Here is a 20,512-nt window from a genome sequence, read left to right as displayed (position 1 = left end):
GTTCATTTCCCCGGCCAAACTGTCTGTGTCGCGCCGCGATCGGTCCCGCACGCTTCTCAACTTGCGCGTGCCGGCCGCCTCGGCACCTCACCGCCGTCTCCGGAAATCTGCCGGATGAACCGTCCCACGGTATCCTCGAGCGAGCGAATGGTGCCCGATAGGGCTCCGAAAGCCGATTCCGCCTCGATCATCTTTTCGGCGGCGATGGCGCTGACGGCGCCCATGCTCTTCGTTGTCGAGGCCGTCCGGGTCGCGGAACGAGCGGTATTGTCGATCAGATGGCTGATTTGAGACGCCGTCTCCACCTGCTTGTTCATCGCCAGATGGATGAACTCGCTCGATTGCTGGACGGTCGCCACGGCACCGCTGATCGATGCCATCGCGTCGATGGACGCGCTTGCGGCCACCTGGATGGAATGGATCTGCGCGGCGATCTCACCGGTCGCGCTCGCCGTCTGGGCGGCCAACGACTTCACTTCGGAGGCGACGATGGCAAAGCCGCGGCCTGCTTCGCCGGCGCGGGCCGCCTCAATGGTCGCGTTGAGCGCCAGCAGATTGGTCTGCGCGGCGATCCGGCCGATCAGGCCCAAAATCGAATCGATGGCAATCGCGTGGGTCGACAGGCTCGATGTGCTTTCGGCGGCGGTCTCGACCTGTCGGGCAGCCCTGTCGGCGACCGCGGCAGCTTTCTCCGCGCTGTCGCGTGCGTCGACGATGTTGGCCAGCAATTCCGCGGTGGTCTCCGCAGCGCTGCTCATGAGGTCGGTGGTTTCGCTTGCGGCAAGCGCGATGTCACGGTTGCCGTCGAGGATGGTCTTCGTGCAATCGGTGATGACCTGCACCCGATCACGGACGTCCTCGCTTTTAGCGCCCGCAGAATAGACGGTCTCCGCGACATCCGTGCGCAGGGTCTTGATCTGCGCGCTCAGCTGGTCGGCGGCCAGGCGTTTCACATAGCTCAGATGGGCGTGCGAGATCATGAGATCCTGCACCGCTGCGAGTTTCATCAGCACTGCCATCAGGCGCCCATATTCCGATGGATCGCCGCACCGTTGATGCAGGATCTCGGCAAGGAACAGGTTTCCCTTGGTCTTCATCGCGCTGAGCGGCAACGTCGGCGCCCCGATGCCGACGTGACGTACGATCAGACCGTGGCAGCGATCGATCCAGGCCTGCCCTATGCCGTCGCACAGCCAGATGCGAAACGAGCGCGCCATTTCGCTTTCGCCGGGCGCCTGAGGCTCGTCAGCATCGGTCGGCCCGGCCGCGCGTATCTTCGCGACACCATCCGTCATGAACTGGTGTATTTCGGACAGGTCGTCGCACACCAAAGCATAGATTTCATTGCGACCGCGATCGAAGACATCGTCAAGATCGAAGGCGTCTTTGACCGCGATGAAATCGAGCCCGGCATCCGGATTCAGTGCATCGGTCTGCACGTGCGTGCCTTTCCTCAATCCATATTGTTTTTTCGATTATATCGTGCCGGTGGTTAACGCTCGGCCACACAAATTCCCCGCCCCCTTGATGTGAACGGCGCTTCAGTACGTCTGCGGTAGAACGACATGCTCGGCCGCCTCGCCGATCGATGTCGGCCCGTGGACCTGCATGCGGCGGCCCTCGATCCGGCCGAACAGGGTGATGAGATCGGAATCCCGTTCGGGGGGGGCGCGCCGCACGAAATCTTCGAGCGCAGCCTCTGCGGAGGCCCAGTCCGGGAACGGACGACCGAGCAATGCTGCGACATCAGCGATATCCTGTGCGACTATGCCCGCGCCGAAGTCATCGGCGCGCGACACCCATTCGATCAGCTCGATCGCCTGTGCTTTCTGCGCCTCCGCGCCGGGATCGGCGGCGGCAATGCCGGATACGGTATCGCGCAGCTTTGCGATCAACGCCGCGTTGTCGCCAACCCGCGCAGGCAGGGGCGAAAGCTCCGGCAACGGCACGCCGGAGAGTCTCGACAGAGCGAGCAGGACCGATCGCCGCAGCGATAGGTCGAACTGGAGGTAGACGGAATGCGGATCGCCGGGACGCGGCTCGGCCACGGTGCCGGCGAACTGCATGGTCCCGAGCGTGGAGAATTGCAGGACGTGAAACAGGATCGCGTCGTGATCCACCGGCTTGCCCGTCGCCTCTTCGTAATAACGCACGAGCTCGGGGAGCGGCGCGCCGAGCGGCTCGTAGCTGTTGCGCATCCCCATCGTCGCCAGATCGAACAGCGGATCGCCGATCATGCTGAACTCGAAATCGTAGAGCTGTGTCATGCGGCCGTCCTCGACGAGGAACTGGCCGGAATCGAACTGGATGAAGGAGGCTTCGGTGCGATGCCGGGGCACGTTGCGCTGGATCCAGCCAATCACGAAATCGAGCATCGGCTCGGCCTTGCGGCGGGTGCGCAGGTAATGGGGCAGATAGGCCCGCAGGCCGACCAGCGCGATATCCTCCGCCCCCTCCGGTCGCTCCACACCCTTCTCGACGAACGGCGCGAGCGGGACGGCATGCATCGCCGCGACCGCTCTCATATATTCGCGCCCTACCAAGCCCAACGTCTCGGGATCGAGCCCGGACAGGTCGCGCGTTCCCCTGATCGATTCCATCACGATGCAGGGAGGGTCCGCGAGATAGCCGTAGATCCGCGGCACCGGCAGACCCTGCCGATGCAAGATGGCGATGATGTCGGCCTCGCGCCTCAGCTCGGGGAAGATCGCGACATCCCCCGCCCTGTCCCCTCGCAGGTGCAGCGGAATGATCGCACCATCCTTCTCGACATCGGCGAACCATGCCGGGCGCCAGCGCACCTGCCGCTCCATGCGGACGATCCGGCCGCCCGTAACCTCTTCTACGAAAGCGCGTATGCGCGCGACGGCCGCATCGTCGTAATCGGGAACCCCGAAGCCCGTATCCGTCATCGTGGCTCTCCTATCGGCCGGTTATCCGAAGGTCGCCGCGGCCAGGCGGGTGTCCATATATTCCCGCCCCTCGACGATCTGGCCGTCACGGATGACGAGCAGGTTGTGATATTCGTTGCGATATGTTCGATCGGGAAAGGTCATCTCGCTGACCGCCTCGACCGCGACGCGATCGCCTTCGGCCGTCAGGGTGATGATCTCGACATGGCGGCGCTCGGCCGTCAGCAAGCCGCTCTTCACCGAGGCGATGAAATCCGCGCGCGACATGTCGCCGTAGCCGAGGATCCACCACGTCACGTCGGGATGCTGGAGGCTCTCGATCGTCTCGGCATCGCCATCGACCACCGCCTGCATGTATCGGCGCGCGACGGCCTTGTTGGCCTCGATATCTGCCATGTCACTTGCCTCCCGAATAGAAGAGATCGGCGATGCCGGCCGAGTAGAAATCGATCTTGTCCTGCGCGAGACCATAATGGGGGATCACGGGCGTGCAGGCATCGGCATACTCAGTGCGCGCTCGGAAACGGCGCAAAACCTCGTCCTTGCTCCCGACCAGCGCGATGCTCTCCACCATCTCGTCAGTGCAGGCGGCGATCATGCCGGGAATATCTCCGACAGCAAAGCGCTCCTGTAGCGCGCGGGCCGGCGCGCCCATCCCGATCGCGTCGAAATAGCGCAGATATTGCGGGGACTGGCTGTAGAAGGCGATGTTCGCACGCGCGTCCTCGATCGCCTCGCGTCGATCGTCGTTGACGGCGACGAACATCTGAAGGTTGAGCGTCACCGCGCCGCGGGGCCGGCCCGCCTTGTCGAGCCCCCTCTTCATTGCGGGCAGGGCCTCGTTTGCGATCCACTGCTCGTTCCATAGCGGATGACCTAGCAGGCCGTCGGTGATCTCGCCGGCCATCGCGCAGGCATTCTGGAACACTGCCGGCAGAAAGATCGGGATCGCGGTGCGCACCGGCGGCGACAGTGTTCGGAAATTTCGCAGGTCGAGTGTGTGATACTCGCCCTCCAGCAGCCCGAGCTCACCGGTATGACCCTTCGCGACGATCGCGCGGACGAGGCCGATCACCTCGCGCATGTGGGCGAGCGGCTTGCCGTACGTCGCGCCGAACGCCCCCTCGGTCAGGCTCGCCGCGCTCGATCCCAGGCCCAGCACCGCACGGCCGTCGCTGATCAGGTCGAGGTCCATGATGTTGCACGCCGTCTCCAGCGGACTGCGCACGAAGGCGAGCGCGATGCCCGTGCCGAGCTTCAGCCTCTCGCTGACCGCGGCCGCGGCCGACAGAGGGAGAAACGGCGCGCCGAAGGTCTGCGAAGACCATATCCCCTCGAGCCCGGCCGATTCATACGCCGCCACCGCGGCGACCAGCCGCTCGCGCGGCATCGGGGGCAGTTGCGCCCAGACCTGCGTTTCGGCACCCATCGGTCGCCTCCCCTGCTGCATTCCGGCTTTACGGCATTGATGCGTCCGTATCTGCCGCCACCCAGCCGGAACCTGTCGGGCGATATGGCTGGCGCCTGTTTGGCGACGTGGTGCGGATGCTCAAGCCGTGCCCGGATGCGTCGTCTGCGCACGCGCAGTCATCGCATCGACATGGTCCTGCATGTCCATCACATGCGCGTGATGCGCGGACATGCCACCGTCGATGGTGATCACCTGGCCGTTGACGTAGCCGGATTCGTCTGCCGCCAAATAGGCGGCCAGCGCCGCGACATCCTCGGGCTTGCCCGGCTCGCCCATGGGGTTGTGGCGCGCGATGATCGCGAACTCCTTGGCGAAAGCCTTCGAGTTCGGAGTGACGATCGGCCCGGGGGCGATGGCGTTGCAGCGTATCCGCTGGCGCCCATGCTGGGTCGCGATATATTTGGTCAGTGCGATCACCGCCGCTTTCGACGTTCCATAGGCGATGCGCGCGTGATCCCCCGCCACGCCGGCCCCGGACGCCATGTTGACGATCGCGCCGCCGCCCGCCGCCGCCATATGGGGGATGGCGTGCCGGCAGCCGTAGAGGAAACCGTTGACGTTGACCTGCATGGTCCGCTCCCAGACGCGATTGGGGATATCGACCACGTTGGAATCGTATTGAAGGGACTCGGCGTCGACGAGCGCAGCATTGTTGAACAGGATGTCGAGCTTGCCGAAATGCGCGACGGTCGCGTCGATCGCGGCCTTGAACGCCGGCTCGTCGCCGATATCCAGCGTGAACGCGATCGTCGCCGGGCCTATCTCTTCGGCCAGCGCCCGGGCGCGGGCGCCGTCGATGTCGGCGATCGCCACGCGCGCGCCTTCCGAGACGAACCTGCGCACCGTCGCCGACCCGATGCCGCCTGCGGCGCCGGTCATGAATGCGACCTTGTCTTCCAGCCTTCTCATCGACATCCATCCTCTATCTGTCCGACTCTCGGCGTACGCCGGTTCAGATCTTCGGCATGATCTCCTCAGCCACCCATTGCAGGCGATCGAGATATTCCTGCTTGCCGCCGATGCCCGGCGGCAGGGGAACGATCGTCTCCGTCACGCCGAGTTCCTTCAGCCAGCCGATCTGGTCGAAGATCGTCTGCAGGCTGCGCGTGCCCGGCGCGCGCGGATCGTCGAGCACCTCGTGGTGAGCGCCGACGTTGAGCATCTCGAGCGCGAAGAACACCTCGATCTTCCGCCCGTCATATTCGGGCCGGCTCTTGATGAAATCGATGCATTCCGGAAACTTCTCGGGCGCCGTCCTGAACGGAGACCAGCCGTCGCCGAACTTCGCCACGCGCTCCAGGACGGGCGCGGCATCGCCACCGAACCAGATGGGAAGGCCCGGCTTCTGCACCGGCTTCGGCGCGAACCCGATGTTGCTGAACTTGACGAACTCGCCGTCGAATTCCGGCGTGTCGGACGTCCAGAGCTCCTTCATCGCCGCGACATATTCGTCCGCCATGCGCCCGCGCTTGTGGAAGTCCACGCCGAGCAGATCGAACTCCTCCTTAAGCCAGCCGACGCCGAACAGCGCCTCGGCGCGGCCTCCGGTCAGCCAGTCCATCGTCGACCACGCCTTCGCCTGGACGATCGGGTTCTGCAGCGGCAGGATCGAGACCGACGAGGACAGACGCAGCCGCTTGGTCCGCCCGCCCAGATAGCCGAGCGCGACGACGACGTGGAAATAGTGATCGCCGGAAAGCTGGATATGCTCGTTGGGGATCACGAAATGCTCGCCCAGCATGCACTTGTTGAAGCCGAGCGCGTCGGCGGCGGCGGCAAGATCGCCAACATCGCCGCCGGAGAGATCATGTTCCCACGGCTGAGTCATCGCCGCGACATGCATGCTGTTCGGCACGCCCACGTTCAGCTTCATCGTCCCTCCTCCATCCGGCGCACCCGAATGTGTTTGTTCGCGGAGCCGACAATGCGGGATCTCGGATGGGTTCCACCTTCCCTAGGGAAGGCGATGCACGACGGCCGCGAAAAGCAGCGTCAGCCCTGAGGCGCGACGAGCTCCCCCGTGATCCGGATGCCGGCGCCATCGACCTGATAGGTCTTGTTCATGAAGATCAGGATCGAGGTGAGCGCTTCCGCCGCCGCCGAATTCACCAGCGCCCCGGCATGAAGCCCGCGAAGGCCCATCGCGTCGGCCAGGGCGACGACCTTGCCGCGCGCCGCCTTGTCGTCACCGAAGACGAGCACGTCGCAGCCCACGTCGATATCCTTCGCCAGCTTGTGCGCGGCGACATTGTGGAAGGCCGACACCATCGTCACGCCTTCCCCCAACAGCGCCTCGGCCCGCACGGCAGCGCTGCCCTCCCCAGGCAATTGCACGCGCATAACCTTCGGCGGCACCAGCGGCACGGTCGTGTCGACGACGATCTTGCCGGCGACATGCGGCCTGATGTCGGCGAGCGTGGCCTCTTGCGCGGCAAACGGCACGGTGACGATGATCAGCCCCGCCGCCGCCGCCGCATCCGCATTGGCCATGCCCTTCAGGCCATGGCCGAGTTCCGTCGCCTTCTCACGGGCAGCTTCCGCCTTGCGCGAACCAATGACGACGTCGTAGCCGGCGCGCGCCAGCCGCCAGGCGATCGCGGCGCCGAGGTTGCCGGTGCCGCCGACGACGGCGATCGTATCCCCACTCATACTCTGACTCCGTCAATCGCCGGACTGTCCGGCACCCGATCGTAAAGCGTCGTCCTCTGCCGCACGGGACGGCCGATCGAGGCGCCTAGCACCTGCATCTCCGCAGGTCCGAACTCCTGGCCGTTTACGCCGCCCGCCGCGCGCGTGATCGATTCATCCATCAGCGTACCGCCAAGGTCGTTGGCGCCAGCGCGCAGGATCGCACGTGCCCCCTCGGTGCCCATCTTCACCCAGGACACCTGAATGTTGCGCACGACGGGATGCAACACGATGCGCGCGACGGCATGCATCAGCACCGCTTCGCGGTAGCTCGGTCCGGAACGGGCGCGTCCCTTGCGCCAGATCGGCGCTTCCATATGGACGAAGGGAAGCGGCACGAATTCGGTGAACCCGCCGGTCTCCTCCTGCAGCGCGCGCACGCGCTCGAGGTGGCGCGCCCAGTGCCGATAGCCCTCGACATGGCCGAACATGATCGTCGCGGTCGAGCGAAGGCCGATGCCATGAGCGGTCCGCATCACCTCCAGCCATTCGTCGGCGCTGACCTTGTCCGGGCAGATGATCGCCCGGATTTCGGGATCGAGGATCTCGGCCGCCGTACCGGGCAACGTCGAAAGCCCCGCCGCCTTCAGGCGCCCGAGAAAATCCTCCAGCGACAGCCCGAGCGTGCGGGCGCCGTGCGTCACTTCGAGCGGCGAGAAGGCGTGGATATGGATGCCGGGCGCGGCAGCCTTCACCGCAGCCAGAACCCCCAGATAGGTGTTCCCGTCATATTCGGGATGAATGCCCCCCTGCAGGCAGACCTCGGTGGCGCCGCGCTCGACCGCTTCGGCCGCGCGCCGCCCGATCTCGTCGAAATCGATCCGGTAGGCGGGCCCGCGCATCGCCTTGGTGCTGCCCTTCGAGAAGGCGCAGAAACCGCATTTGTAGAGGCAGATGTTGGTGTAATTGATGTTGCGGTTGACCGCAAAGGTCACGGTCTCGCCCACCGCTGCCTGCCGTAATCGATCGGCGAGCGCGACGATGCCGTCGAAATCCTGACCTTCGGCCTCGAACAGCCGCGCAATATCGGCCTCGGGCAGCCGGTCGCCCTTCGCTGCCCGCGCAAGGATCGCTCCGATCTCAGCCGTGGATGCGGCGGCCCGGAGAACCGGAAGATCGTCACCATGTCCCGCCGACCAGCCGTCCTCGTCCTTCGGCAGGCCGACCCCGTCGATCGCGCGCAGCACGAGTGGTGTGATGGCAGCGTCCGTCCACTCGACCGCAGCGAGCGCATGGCGCGGCCCGATCGCCAGCCGCTGCTTCAGCACGCGGCCCGCAGCGGCCGTCTGCTGGTCGAGCATGTCGAGATGCGGCCACGGCGCCTCGGGATTCACATGATCGGGCGTGACCGGTGACACACCACCCCAATCGTTGACGCCGGCGCGGATCAGCGCATCGAGTTCCTCGGGCGCATGCAGGTTGGGCGGCGCCTGGATCGTCATTTCCGGCCCAAGGATCAGGCGCGAGACCGCGATCGTCCAGAGATGCTCGTCGAGCGAAGGTTCGGCCAGATTGGCCATCCGCGTGCCGGGCTTGGCCCGGAAATTCTGGACGATGACTTCCTGGATATGGCCGTAGCGTGCGTGCAGATCGCGGATCGCGAGGAGCGCTTCGATCCGTTCCAATCGGGTCTCGCCGATGCCGATCAGCAGCCCGGTCGTGAACGGCACCCGGGCGCGGCCGGCAGCCTCGATCGAGGCAAGACGCGCGGCCGGCACCTTGTCCGGCGAGCCGTAATGCGGCCCGCCCTTTGCGCACAGGCGTTCCGAGCTACTTTCCAGCATGATGCCCATCGAAGCGGAGTGCGGGCGCAGCATCGAATAGTCGGCGTCGCCCACCAAACCCGGATTGAGATGCGGCAGAAGCCCGGTCTCGCCGAGCACGACCTGCGCCATCTCGGCGAGGTAGGACAGCGTGGTGTCGTGGCCGAGTGCAGCCAGCGCGTCCCTCGCCGCAGCGTAACGCCTCTCCGGCTGATCGCCGAGCGTGAACAGCGCCTCCCGGCACCCGGCGGCCGCCCCGGCACGCGCGATCGCCAGAACCTCGTCACGCGACAGATAGGCGGTGGCGACATTCGCCGGCGTCGTCGCGAAGGTGCAATAGTGACAGACATCGCGACAGAGTTGCGTCAGCGGGATGAACACCTTGCGCGAGTAGGTGACCCGCACGCCGTGGCCAGCGAAGGTGAGGGCTTCGGCCTGCGCCATCAGGTCGGCGAGATCGATCCTCTCGTATCGCGCGAGCAGATCGAGCGACTCGGCCGTGTCGGGAACCATGGCTTTCCTCACATCGCGTTCCGTGCGTCCGCCAAGCCGCGAATCGTCTCCAGTGGCGCCGCATGACCCGGTAGCGCGGCGATGAAGGTGGAGACACCCATTTCATCGAGCGCACGCAGCATGGCGGTGGCATTCTCCACCGGGCCGGCCAGCGTGTCGAACTCGGATAGAAACTCGGTCAGCCCCAGCTCCTGCATCAAGGCGACATTGCGCCCGCCTACGACGACATGTTCGGTCGGGTCGTAGCGCGCCTGAAACTCGCGGACCTTCGCCTGAAACTGCGTCGGTATGGTCGCGAACGTCTCGGGCGTGCGGAACGCCATCGCATTGACCGCGATAAAAGCGCCGAGATCGTCGATCGCCTGCTGCCGGGTCGAGCGAACCGAAGCGTAGGAGACGACCCAGATGTCGACCTCCTCGGGATCGCGCCCCGCATCGGACGCCGCCTTGCGGAGCGCTGCGATCCGCTCCGCCAGACCATCGAGATGTTGCTCGCCCGCAAACAGGATCGCGCCGTCCGCCTGCTCTCCGGCAAGCTGGATCGCCTTCGGCCCGAAAGCGGAATAATAGATCGGGATCGGCCGGGGAAAGCGCAGGGGCTTCACCGGCGCGCCGTTGAACTCGGTCGGCTGGCCGGCGAACAGATCCTTGAGCGCCTTCAGCTCCGCGCGCATCTCCACTTGCGTGGCGGGCATCCGCCCGATCGCCATGATCGTGCTGCCGCCGGTCGCCGCGCCCAGCGCCACCCGGCCGCCGGACAGCTCATCGAGCGTGCACAGCGCGTTCGCCGTGACGATGGGGTGACGCATGAACGGCGACGTCACCAGCGGCGCAAGCACGGCGTCGGGCGCCTCATGGCTGGCAATTGTCAGCGAAATATAGAGTTCGTGCCATCCCGCAGGCGAATCCCCGACCGTCACCAGCTCGTACCCGAGATCGGATGCGAGCCTGACCTGCTCGCGGAACGCCTCCAGGCTTGGCCCCCAAAGGCTGCAGATGCCAAGCTTCACAGGGCCCGTCCCGTCATCCCACCCTCATCGAGTTTACCGTCGCTGCGGCTTGCGTGTCTTGTGGGACAGCAGAACCCATCCCAAGATAGGTGGCCCGGACGCACTGGCGCACGAGCCTCCCGGATGATCCGACAGCCCGATGATTGCGCAGCCTCTTGCCTGGCGAACCAGTATCCGTAGCGGAGGCAGACCGCATAATGGTACGAAAACCACCCGATCTCCATTCGATCCTGCGCGTTCTTGCCGAGCCTCGACCACCTCTGCCGGTGGGAGAGAGCTGGTTTGTGGGGTGCCAGAATCAGGGAAATGCGTATGGCACTTTGTTCGGCGGCCAGCTGTTGGGCCAAGCCGTCCTGGCGGCGTCGGAAACGGTGCCGGATCGGCTGATCCATTCCGTGCATGCCTATTTCCTGGCGCCAGGCGTCATCGATCGCCCTGTCCGATATCAGGTCGAGAACGGTAGAGAGGGTCGCTCGTTCGCGCATCGCCGCGTAACGGCCTCGCAAGACACGGCCATATTTTCGATGAATTGCTCTTTCCGATCCGCCGAGATCGGGTGGCAGCATCAAACTCCGATGCCCGATGTCCCTCCCCCCGAAGATCTGGAAGAAATTACCGCGATCGTGGCGAGACGGGACCCTGGACTGCTCGACCAGTGGATTTCCCATTTCGCGGGAAACAATCCGATCGATCTCCGTCCAGTGCGAAGCGATCTCGCGTTGGAGCGTCAATCCACGACCCGGCGACAGACCTGGGTGCGAATCCCCCTGCTCTCCGGCACCGACGATCAGGCGATCCACCGTGCGGGGCTGGCATGGCTGTCGGATTATTGGGTCAGCAGCGCCGGGCTGGTCCTCCATCGACACCCTTTGCCCGGCCCGGACGTCCTGCTCGCGAGCATCGATCACGCTCTATGGATCCACCGCCCGGTGCGCGTCGACGACTGGCTGCTCTTCGATGCGGACAGCCCGGTCGCTCAGGACGGCACGGCTCTGGTACGAGGACAGATCTACGACAGGAGCGGTGCACTGATCGCCAACGTCGCCCAGGAATTGCTTCAGCGGCTTCGGTAGCGTCGGGGCGCGCCGAGCTTCAGACTTCGATGCAGGCCTGCTCGAAGCCGAGACGCGGATTGCGTGGAAACAGGCCTCCGTCGGTGCCGTATCCAATATTGCACAGGAAATTGGCTTTCCAGCGCCCGTTCGGAAAGAAATCCGCGTCGAGCGTCGCCGCATTGAACCCCGACATCGGCCCGGTATCGAGTCCAAGGGCGCGGGCGGCCATGATCAGATAGGCACCCTCCAGCGTCGAGCTGCGCCGGGCGACCTCGTCGATCAGCGCCGGCTTGCCGGCGAAGGTGCCGCTCATGTCCCGGGACGGGAAAAGCTGCGGCATGAATTCGTAGAAGCGGGTGTCGTAGGCTATGATCACGCAGCAGGGCGCGCTCATCGTCTTGTCGAGATTGCCCGGGCTGAGGTGCACAGCGAGTCGCTCGCGCCCGGCGTCGCTTCGCACGAAGACGAAGCGTGCCGGGCTGGAATTGGCTGTTGTCGGCCCCAGCGACGCAAGCTCGTACAGGCGCCGAACGGTGGCATCATCGAGCCGCTGGTCCGACCAGCTATTGTAGCTGCGCGCGTCGAGAAACAATTGCGCGATCGCATGCTCGTCCAATGGTTCGCGTTGCATCGTCATCCTCTTTCAGATTCCGCCGAACCGCTTCGTGATCTCGATGCCGAACGTCCTCGGCTCGCCGGGCACGACATAATTGTAACCCAAGGCACTCTCCAGACTGATCGCCGACGCGAGATAATGCTTATCGGTGACGTTCTTACCGAACAGGGCGATCTGTGCGTTCCAGCGGTCGAGATCGAGCGTGGCCCGGAGATCGAGCAATCCATATTCGTCCTGCGTAACCTGCGACAAGGTGGGCGCACTGGGCACCAGATAGACCTTGCTCTGCCAATGCAGGTCCGCCTGCAGAGCCGCTTCGCCCCATCCTGTCGGCTGGGTCAACCGGGCGCCCGCGCTGGCGGTCCATTTCGGAACGTCGAAATGCTCGCCCGAGCGGTCGCCGGTGAGATCGACGAACTTCTTGTACTTGGCGTCGGTCAGCCCGGCGCTGCCGTTGAGCGTAAATTGGTGCGAAACGCGCAGCGTCGCTTCGGTCTCGAACCCGTTGATGCGGGCCTTGGCCGCGTTGGTGACGATGGTCGCCGGCGCGCCGCCCGATGTCGGCACGGTGATCGATCGCTGGATGTCACGGTAATCGTCGTGATAGGCGGCGACATTGAAGCGCAGATGCCGATCGAACAGCTCCGTCTTCGCGCCGACCTCATATTCGGTGACGATTTCCGGCTGGAACGACGCGAAGGTCTCCGCCTCGTTGGCACCGCGATAGTTGAATCCGCCGGTGCGGTATCCGCGCGAAACCTTGGCGTAGCCCAATATGTCGCGCGTGAACTGGTGATCGATCGACGCCAGCCACGACGGTTTCGAGAAGGTCTTCTTGAACGTGCGCGGGCATTGCGAATCGCCGGGTGGCGTGGATTCGACGCCGGGCGCCGGCACGACGCAAACGCCGGCATTGGTGTTGAGCGAGATGATCTCCCGTCGATCGGAGGAATAGCGGGCACCGCCGGTCAGGCGCCATCCATCGATGAACTCCCAATTGGCCTGGGCGAAGACGGCGCCGCTGCGATTGCGGACGAAGGCGTCGAAATCATTGGGGTTTCCGGGATTGATGTCGGCCAGGATGGTGTTGACCGAATATTCCTTGCCGCGCTCATCGCCGCCGTAGAGGCCGACGACCCAGTTGAACCGCTTGTTGCCGCCGAGAAGCTGGACCTCCTCGCTCAGATAGCGATCGTAGGTGCCGAGCAGCGAGGTCAGGATATTGACAGGCGTGCCATCGAGATCGCCACCCGCCGTTCTACGGAAGTGTTGGTAGCCGGTAATCGATCGCAGCGTGATGCCGCCACCCAGATCGGCCTTCACGTCCAGTCCGGCCTTCTCGCCTTCGTAGCGGGATGCGCCGCGCGCGGTGCCGTTGGTGTCGTAGAAACCGTTCGTACGGGTATAGCTTTGCAGCTGGCCAATAGCGGCCCCGATACCGGCGTTGGACAAATCGCCATTTTCGGCTGCCGCCTCGATCGTCGCCGCGCCGCCCGGCGGCGAGCCTTGTGAAATGCCGGCAAACTTGGCGATCAGGCCGCCGGTCTTGTTCTTCGAATAATCCCCCCACAAGGTCGCCGTGACGCGCGATCCGATCCGGCTCTTCAGCGTGGCGCGCAGATACGTGCTGGCCTCGTCATCGAGATCGCGGCCGAGCGCGTCATGGCCGTAACCGTCATGTTCGCCGCGCTGGCCAACGATCCGCAGTCCGATGCCGTCGCCCAACGGCGCGTTGAGAATGCCCACGACGTTCCAGGCGCCGTAATTGCCGCCCGTCACATCCACGGAGGCGCCCAGCTTGTCGGTGGGATCCTTGCCGAAGAAGCTGATGGCGCCGCCGGTCGTGTTGCGTCCGTAGAGCGTGCCCTGCGGCCCGCGCAGGACCTCGACCCGGTCGAGATCGACCAGCGCACTGGCCAGCCCGTAGGTGCGTGGCACGTACATGCCGTTCACATAGATGCCCACGGACGGATCGAGCGTGAGCGGAAGATCGTCCTGCTTCTGCCCCCGGATCGCGACGTAGAAAGCCTGCGGATCGTTCGAACTCTTCTGGATGTAGAGGTTCGGCACCTGGCTCTGCAGATCGTTGGTCGTGCGGATCGATGCATTGGCCAGCGCCGCACCGTTCAATGCGGTGACGGCGACGGGCACCGACTGCAGATTCTCGCTGACCTTGCGCGCCGTCACCACGATGTCCTCGACAGTGTCCGACGCGGCAGGTCGGGCCGACGGAGGCATATTCGCCTGCGCGAAGGCGGCATCCGTGCCGAACACCAAGGTCGATGCGGTAACGAGAAAAGCGAGCCTGTTCATCATTCCCTCCCGAGCGGCTTCTATCGAGCCAGAGCATATCTATCGCGTATCAAGCATACTCTCGATAATCCTTATTCCTATCGCCAGATAGGGCATCCGGCGATATGGTCACGCAACCTGGGCGTTCCGATCATTGGGAGCAGTAAATTGATGACGAACGTAGAGGCTCAGCTGGACGACCGCCCAGGGCCGCCGACGGCGGAGGCGAACGTGACCAACATGGCCTATGAAGCGATCCGCCAGGATCTGCTCGTTTGTCGTCTGGCGCCAGGCGCGCGTGTCAGCGTGCTGGGCCTCAGCAAGGTCCTGGGGGCGAGCCAAAGCGCCATCCGCGAAGCCTTGTCGCGCTTGACGGCCGAAGGCCTCGTGGTGATCGAGCCCAACCGCGGCTTCATCGTCACACCTATGTCCGTCGGTCGCTTCGCCAGTCTTTCCAAGGCGCGCACTGCGATCGACGCCCTGTGCCTGCGCGACTCGATCGCAGCCTACGACGTCGAATTTGAGGTTGAATTGGTCGCAGCCTCGCATCGCGTGCTGCGGCGATTGGAACAGATGGACGACAGCGAGGCCGCGATCGCTCATTACGTGAGCGCGCATGCGCGATTCCATGAGGCGATGGTCAGCCGCTGCAGCAATCCCTGGCTACTCTGGATGCGCGGACTGCTGTTCGCCCAATCCGTTCGCTATCGAAATTTCTGCCTGCCCTTCGCACGCGACAAAAGCGACTTCTACTCCGCCGAAGGGCCGTTCCTTCGAGCGATTTTTTGCAAGGACAGCGACACCGCCGAACGATTGCTCATCGAGCAATATGAGCGCGTCTGCGCCCTGATCTGTAAGCGATTGGCAAAATTGCTGCCCGACTGAGACCGCTCCAGCCGGTCGGCGTGAAAGCCGCGATTACCCTGTCGCACGATAGGGGTGAGGGGCGCACAAAACATGCTGCACCTTGGCGGCATTCGTGAACGACACGCTGTCGAGAGCGAGACCATCATGTACAGGATATCGCCGGACGTCTGGAAATCTGGGTTTCGGCATGTCTGCTTGCTCAACGGCTGCGCGTTGTTGATCACGGGCGCCATCGTGGTCTTGATCTGGTAGCAAACTTGTTCTGCAAGCGACGATCCGCCATTTCTCATATTCATCAGGCGACGAAGCCCTATCGGCGGGTAGGGTGAATTTTCATGCCACACCTTATCGATGCTCAGAAAATGAAGAGGTCGGATGAGGATGAGCTCGAGAACAAGTACGTTTCGCTGGTCATGGCTCGTGGCAGGCTCCTTGCTATGGATCTTTGCTGCCTATCCCCTATGCCTGCTGGCATTTGGGCGCAATCTCCGACACGGCTGGGAGATCGCCGCCTCGCAATGCGGTCTGCTGCAAAGTTATAACGGCTATGCTTACGCCCAGTGCATGCACGACGCTGCAGACGCCAACGCCGCTCAAGGCGGCAGTATTTCGGCAATGGCCGCGCTCATTGCCATCGGCCCGGTGCTACTCCTCTGGCTCGCCATCATTCTGGGTCTTTTCGTGCGGAGTTGCAGGACGGTTGACGAAACGTGCGCGACGCCCGCCAGCTTCTACAGAAATGCGCAACGTCGCCGCTGGAAAGGTTCTTGAAAATTCGCGTGCGGCGCAAATGGCTTGAGATACCCGAGTAGTCGTCTGATCCGAAGTAACAGGTCGGCTCACACGGCAGATCGACGCGACCTGCTGAGGTCAGGTCAGGTCTCTCGCTCGAACGGCACAACCGGTCGGTATCTGCGTGGTCACCATGCTCGAAGGGTACGAAGGCCAATGGGTCGGCCACTGACCCGATCTTGCTTGGCACGGCCGCAAGCTCATTATGGCGTAAATGGAGCATTTCGAGCCGAACCTTGCACATCCGGCATGACATTGCGTTCCCGCCCCGATGGCAGGGGCGGCGTTGGAGGAATTTGACGTGGATCAACCCGACGTGTTTCGGCAACGCTACGGCAGGTGGGCGCTGATCATCGGCGGGTCAGATGGTCTGGGTGCGGATTTTGCACGAGACATTGCCAGACGGGGAGTCAATTGCGTGCTGGTTGCACGTCGGCTTCCCGTGCTCGAAGCGATGGCCGCGGAACTGAGGGCAGAGACGGGAGTAGATGTTCGCACCGCTGCCATCGACATCGCGCAGAGCGATGTCGTGAACCAATTGGCGGCATTGGTCGAAGACATCGACCTCGGCCTGGTAGTGTTCAATGCCGGTGCAGATTCCTCCGGAAGCACCTTCCTCGGCTCGCCGCTCTCGATGTGGCAAGATATCGTGCGTCGGAACGTCAACGTGCTGACCGAAGGACTCTACCATTTTGCCGGTCGCTTCGTCCGCCAGCGTCGCGGCGGCCTTCTGATCGTGGGCTCGGCCGCCGCTTTCGGAGGCGGCGCCCGTGCGGGCATCTACACCGCCACCAAAGGCTTCGGTCTCAATCTGGGCGAATCGCTGTGGGCGGAACTGAAGCCACATGGTGTCGACGTGCTGACACTCTGCTTTCTGGTCGGCGACACCCCAGTGCTCCGGTCAGCACTCGCGCGAAATGCGATCCCGGTCGAGGCGGTGGGCGCAGCGTCGACCAGAGATCTCGCGAAGGCGGCGCTCGACGCCCTGCCCGATGGCCCGATGCTGAATTTCGACGAGGATCTGGCTGCGCCCAATCCCCTCACGTCGGCTGCGGCACGGCGCGAGCACGTCCTCCAGGTCAGTGCCGGCTTGGAGCAATTTTATGGCGCGCCGGAGCCCATATGAGTCAATACTGGGTCAGCTTCGGCGCATAAAGCGAAGGCGAGGGTGCCGCAATCTGCTCGCTTGGTTGTGTTCGCTGGCGCTTTCATCGCATCTTGGCGTTTACGCCGTGAACGACCGCGATGCGCGGCGGCCGGCATGACCCAAGTCCCAGCGGAGAACCCCCGATGAGCGTTACCGACACCGCCCCGCCCGGCATGCACGATTGGCAGGAACGACATCTGCGTCGCTATCTCCAGTCCGGCGGCACGGAAGGCCATATTTTCGATTTCGGTCCGATCAACGGCGAGGGCTATCAACCGATCTGTCTGATCAAACATGTCGGCCGCAAGACCGGCCGCACCCTGATCCTGCCGCTCATCTATGGAATGGTCGAAGGCGAGATCGTGATCGTCGCCTCGAAAGGTGGCGCGCCGTCGCATCCAGCCTGGTATCTCAACATAACAGCTTCGAATGACATCGAGGTCCAGGTCGCCACACAAGCCTTCCGTGCCACCTGGCGCGAGCCCGCCGCCGCCGAGCGGCAGCGGATTTGGGATCAGATGGTCGCAATCTATCCGCCTTACGCCGAATATCAAGAGAGTACGCAGCGGCTGATCCCGCTCGTGCTGATGAAGCCGGTGGCCGCCACACCGGTCTTCAAGGACACCGAACTCGATCGCTGAAAACTGCCACGGCCGCCGAGACGCGACGGGCGCCTCGCCTTCCGACCGCCGACGATCCCGGTTTTCAGGCCCGCCTAGGATCAGCCGAGGCACAGGATCGCCGGAAGGACCGGTTGCCATTGCGAGAGTTTGCGTGCGATGACTGCGCGACAGACATGGTTCCCTCGCTCGAAAGCTACGCCCCTGGAGCGCGCAAGATCATCCTCGCCGCCGAGGAGTTGATCGCGGCACGTGGCTATGAGGGAACGTCTCAACGCGAAATTCTCAGGACCGCGGGGCAGGCCAATAAATCGGCTATTCGCCATCACTTTGGAACGAAACATGATCTCGTGCGGGAGATCTTCTATATCCGGCAGGGGGAAATAGACGAACACCGGCGACGACGGACGGCAAAGATCGAACTTGCCCTTGCAGAGCGCAATACACTCATGGGCTTTATGCTGTTCCCCATACTCGATGCCTTCCAAGGGCGTGCACGCGAGGTTTTTGCGAATTTCGTTCTACAATTGATGCTTTCCGCGCGGCAGACGTCGATGTTTGCGATGGAATACGAAGCACCGGTTACCCGCGAAATCCGCTTGGCACTTCGCCTAAAGTACGATCATCTTCCGGACGATATTTTTACCATGCGGCTTTCGCTGGCTGTCGTGCTGTTCTTGCAGGGGATCGTACAGCACGAGCGATTATCGCACGACCCCCACGGCAGCTACGTTTCGAATCCCTACTTCTGGGATGAACTCTTTAGCGCAGCACTAGCCGTGCTTGATCGAGACTTTCCCCCGCAACATCTTGACTGACGGCGGGACCACGCAGAAATCTTGCATCGTCTGATCGATATCGGGTAGCGATTCTATCGACTTGCTCACGCCGCCTTTTGCATCACTCTTGTTGCCGTGACCGAACCATTGGACATTGGTCTTACCACCGCAAATTTTATAAGCCGTTCATCCAAGTCGGATAGCGGGAGCCGTTACCAAAATACGGCAGAAAAGATATGTTTAGTATCGGGTTTGATGCCTCACGCGCGCTCGTTCGTGCCAAAATGTGGGGATTCATGGACATCGGCGAGGTCGCTGAATTCTCCCGGCTGGAGCAGCAGACGGTCGTGGAAGCGGGTCTCGGGTCCGGCGAATTTCTTCTCCTGATCGATACCGAGGGTGCCGTCATTCAATCCCAGGAGGTGGTCTCCGCGTTCATGGGCATCGTCGCCAATTCCGCCTTGAAAGCGCGCAGGATCGCCGTGGTCAGGGGCGGTTCGCTCACCCGGATGCAGACCCAGCGCATTCTCATGATCCGCGAGGGCACCGCCATGTTCCAGACGCTCGCGGCGGCGGAGCAGTGGCTCTTCGCGCCCGAATTACCGTCTCACGATCAACTCTGATCGCCGACGACGGTCATCCAGGCCTGCCGACCGGCGTCAGGGTGGCACCGCGCCGGGCGGTGATGACGAAACCGATCGCGAGCGCGAAACCTGCGGCTGCAAATAAGCGGAACACTGCGGCCGGCCCCGCGAAATGCATGATGAGCTGCGCGACGAAGGGGAAAACGGCCTGCGCCCCGTACATCGCGGCGCTCGCCACTCCAAGCGCACGCCCCTTGGCCTTGCCCGAGATCTGGGCCACCGCCGCGCTCAGGTTGGGCGAGAATAGCGAGGCCCCGATCGCGGAGCCCGCCATCGCCACGCACATCATCGCAACCGAATCCACGCTCCCGGCCAGCATGTTTCCCGCCGCGCCGATGGCAATGGCGAGGGCAAAGGTCCACCGGATGCCTACCCATCGATTGATGGTGCTGAACAGGGCGCTCGCGACGAGCGCCGTGGCGCCCATGGTCGTGAGCGGCAGCGATTGCTCCGCTGGATTTGTGATGCCGATACTGCCGAGGAAAAAGGGCGAGAAGATAGGCCCTACGATGCCCGCCATGCCCATGAACGCCGCGACGAGGAGCAGCGACACCGGCAGCCGCGAAGCGGGCAGGATGGTGTCTTCCTTGTGGTCCACGGTCCGCTTGGGATGCTTGGGGAGGACGGCGAACAGCGGCACGAGCACCAGGCCGACGATATGCAGGGCAAAGGGCCATCGCCAGCCAAGCGAGGCCAGCGCACCAACCGCAGGATAGACGGCCATCGCAAGCGCGCCGCCGACAAAAGTCTGCATGCCGTACAGCCGCACCCGCTGAGCATGATTGAGCAAGCCGATGCCGGTCAGCCCCGACACGAGCGTGCCCGCGACGGTGAAGCCCAGCAGCACACGCGTCGCGAGGATCAGATACAGGTTGTCGACCAGCCCCCCGGCCCCGCCAATCACCGCAAAGGCGACCGATGACAGCATCAACACCCGCCGATAGCCCAATCGATCGATCATCCGTCCGACGATCGGCGATCCCAACGCGAACGCGAGTCCCACGATGGCGCCGATCAGCTGGCTGACGAGCACTGCTCCGGGCTCTGCGGCAAAGGCCTTGGCGATGACCGGCAACGCGACCCCGAAACCGTATAGCGCCAGAACCGGGAAGATTGCCGTCGACAGCAACGCGACGCTCGCGATCCAGGTGATCGGCGCTGCGGTCTCCGCCTCGGACGGAGGGGCGCCATCCATGTCGATGCCCAAGGCGGCCATTCTACTCTCCTCGACGGCCTTGCCTTGTATCCGGCGAGCCATTTGCCCTGATGCCAGTGCGGGCAGCGATGCAGACCTGCCTAGCGGCAGGTTGATCGAGTGAATGCGATCATATGTCTCACGAGAC

The 20,512-nt window shown here is 63.7% G+C and carries 19 protein-coding genes; 7 read left to right on the top strand and 12 right to left on the bottom strand.

Annotated features, from left to right (window positions below; translation table 11 throughout):
* Positions 1 to 56: 56 nt before the first annotated feature.
* From HZF05_RS22265 to HZF05_RS05895, 9 genes are all read right to left on the bottom strand, one after another.
* Complete coding sequence (locus HZF05_RS22265; protein ID WP_160363450.1) at positions 57 to 1,439, bottom strand: methyl-accepting chemotaxis protein; 1,383 nt, start codon at positions 1,437 to 1,439, stop codon at positions 57 to 59.
* Between the two features lie 102 nt (positions 1,440 to 1,541).
* A complete protein-coding gene (locus HZF05_RS05930) occupies positions 1,542 to 2,912 on the bottom strand; it encodes a phosphotransferase (protein ID WP_160363449.1) in 1,371 nt (456 codons plus the stop codon).
* A 21-nt stretch (positions 2,913 to 2,933) separates the two neighbouring features.
* A complete protein-coding gene (locus tag HZF05_RS05925; protein WP_160363448.1) occupies positions 2,934 to 3,308 on the bottom strand; it encodes a nuclear transport factor 2 family protein in 375 nt (124 codons plus the stop codon).
* Between the two features lies 1 nt (position 3,309).
* The gene (locus HZF05_RS05920) at positions 3,310 to 4,341 is read right to left on the bottom strand and encodes an LLM class flavin-dependent oxidoreductase (RefSeq protein ID WP_160363447.1); all 1,032 of its coding nucleotides are present in this window, start codon (positions 4,339 to 4,341) and stop codon (positions 3,310 to 3,312) included.
* Between the two features lie 120 nt (positions 4,342 to 4,461).
* Positions 4,462 to 5,292 (bottom strand): SDR family NAD(P)-dependent oxidoreductase, encoded by an 831-nt coding sequence (locus tag HZF05_RS05915; RefSeq protein WP_160363446.1) that lies wholly within the window; start codon positions 5,290 to 5,292, stop codon positions 4,462 to 4,464.
* A gap of 43 nt (positions 5,293 to 5,335) precedes the next feature.
* Positions 5,336 to 6,256 carry a TIGR03619 family F420-dependent LLM class oxidoreductase gene (locus HZF05_RS05910; protein WP_160363445.1) on the bottom strand — a complete coding sequence of 307 codons (921 nt, stop codon included), beginning with the start codon at positions 6,254 to 6,256 and terminating at the stop codon, positions 5,336 to 5,338.
* A gap of 119 nt (positions 6,257 to 6,375) precedes the next feature.
* Complete coding sequence (npdG, locus tag HZF05_RS05905) at positions 6,376 to 7,032, bottom strand: NADPH-dependent F420 reductase (RefSeq protein WP_160363444.1); 657 nt, start codon at positions 7,030 to 7,032, stop codon at positions 6,376 to 6,378.
* Positions 7,029 to 9,347 carry a 5-amino-6-(D-ribitylamino)uracil--L-tyrosine 4-hydroxyphenyl transferase CofH gene (gene cofH, locus HZF05_RS05900; protein WP_160363443.1) on the bottom strand — a complete coding sequence of 773 codons (2,319 nt, stop codon included), beginning with the start codon at positions 9,345 to 9,347 and terminating at the stop codon, positions 7,029 to 7,031. The genes npdG and cofH overlap by 4 nt, the downstream gene beginning before the upstream one ends.
* Positions 9,348 to 9,355: 8 nt before the next feature.
* Positions 9,356 to 10,357, bottom strand: a complete 1,002-nt coding sequence (locus tag HZF05_RS05895; RefSeq protein ID WP_160363442.1) for an LLM class flavin-dependent oxidoreductase — start codon at positions 10,355 to 10,357, stop codon at positions 9,356 to 9,358.
* Between the two features lie 197 nt (positions 10,358 to 10,554).
* On the opposite strand from HZF05_RS05895, the gene HZF05_RS05890 reads away from it, so the two are divergent.
* Positions 10,555 to 11,430, top strand: coding sequence for an acyl-CoA thioesterase (locus tag HZF05_RS05890; protein WP_246331617.1), 876 nt, complete (start codon positions 10,555 to 10,557; stop codon positions 11,428 to 11,430).
* 19 nt (positions 11,431 to 11,449) lie between these two features.
* Here HZF05_RS05890 and HZF05_RS05885 read toward each other — a convergent pair whose 3' ends face one another.
* Together HZF05_RS05885 and HZF05_RS05880 are read right to left on the bottom strand one after the other, a co-directional pair.
* On the bottom strand, positions 11,450 to 12,043 hold the full coding sequence (locus HZF05_RS05885) for a malonic semialdehyde reductase (RefSeq protein ID WP_246331615.1): 594 nt from the start codon (positions 12,041 to 12,043) through the stop codon (positions 11,450 to 11,452).
* Positions 12,044 to 12,055: 12 nt separating this feature from the next.
* A complete protein-coding gene (locus HZF05_RS05880; protein WP_160363439.1) occupies positions 12,056 to 14,341 on the bottom strand; it encodes a TonB-dependent receptor in 2,286 nt (761 codons plus the stop codon).
* A gap of 150 nt (positions 14,342 to 14,491) precedes the next feature.
* On the opposite strand from HZF05_RS05880, the gene HZF05_RS05875 reads away from it, so the two are divergent.
* The 6 genes from HZF05_RS05875 to HZF05_RS05850 all read left to right on the top strand — a co-directional run bounded on the left by HZF05_RS05875 (position 14,492) and on the right by HZF05_RS05850 (position 19,148).
* Complete coding sequence (locus HZF05_RS05875) at positions 14,492 to 15,205, top strand: GntR family transcriptional regulator (protein ID WP_160363438.1); 714 nt, start codon at positions 14,492 to 14,494, stop codon at positions 15,203 to 15,205.
* 357 nt (positions 15,206 to 15,562) lie between these two features.
* A complete protein-coding gene (locus tag HZF05_RS05870) occupies positions 15,563 to 15,958 on the top strand; it encodes a hypothetical protein (RefSeq protein ID WP_160363437.1) in 396 nt (131 codons plus the stop codon).
* Between the two features lie 322 nt (positions 15,959 to 16,280).
* Positions 16,281 to 17,105: an SDR family NAD(P)-dependent oxidoreductase gene (locus HZF05_RS05865; RefSeq protein WP_160363436.1), complete on the top strand. Its 825-nt coding sequence runs from the start codon at positions 16,281 to 16,283 to the stop codon at positions 17,103 to 17,105.
* Between the two features lie 119 nt (positions 17,106 to 17,224).
* Positions 17,225 to 17,767, top strand: coding sequence for a nitroreductase/quinone reductase family protein (locus HZF05_RS05860; RefSeq protein ID WP_220129720.1), 543 nt, complete (start codon positions 17,225 to 17,227; stop codon positions 17,765 to 17,767).
* A 155-nt stretch (positions 17,768 to 17,922) separates the two neighbouring features.
* Positions 17,923 to 18,564 (top strand): TetR/AcrR family transcriptional regulator, encoded by a 642-nt coding sequence (locus HZF05_RS05855; RefSeq protein ID WP_160363435.1) that lies wholly within the window; start codon positions 17,923 to 17,925, stop codon positions 18,562 to 18,564.
* A gap of 257 nt (positions 18,565 to 18,821) precedes the next feature.
* Positions 18,822 to 19,148 carry a hypothetical protein gene (locus HZF05_RS05850; RefSeq protein WP_160363434.1) on the top strand — a complete coding sequence of 109 codons (327 nt, stop codon included), beginning with the start codon at positions 18,822 to 18,824 and terminating at the stop codon, positions 19,146 to 19,148.
* 13 nt (positions 19,149 to 19,161) lie between these two features.
* On the opposite strand, the gene HZF05_RS05845 is transcribed toward HZF05_RS05850, so the two are convergent.
* Entirely contained in the window at positions 19,162 to 20,385 is a 1,224-nt protein-coding gene (locus HZF05_RS05845) for an MFS transporter (protein WP_160363433.1), read from the bottom strand.
* Between the last annotated feature and the right edge of the window lie 127 nt (positions 20,386 to 20,512).

It is taken from the genome of Sphingomonas chungangi (assembly GCF_013778325.1).
Lineage (GTDB): Bacteria > Pseudomonadota > Alphaproteobacteria > Sphingomonadales > Sphingomonadaceae > Solisphingomonas > Solisphingomonas chungangi.
Note: the sequence above shows the minus strand (reverse complement) of the source record. Positions and strands in the feature narration are given on the sequence as shown.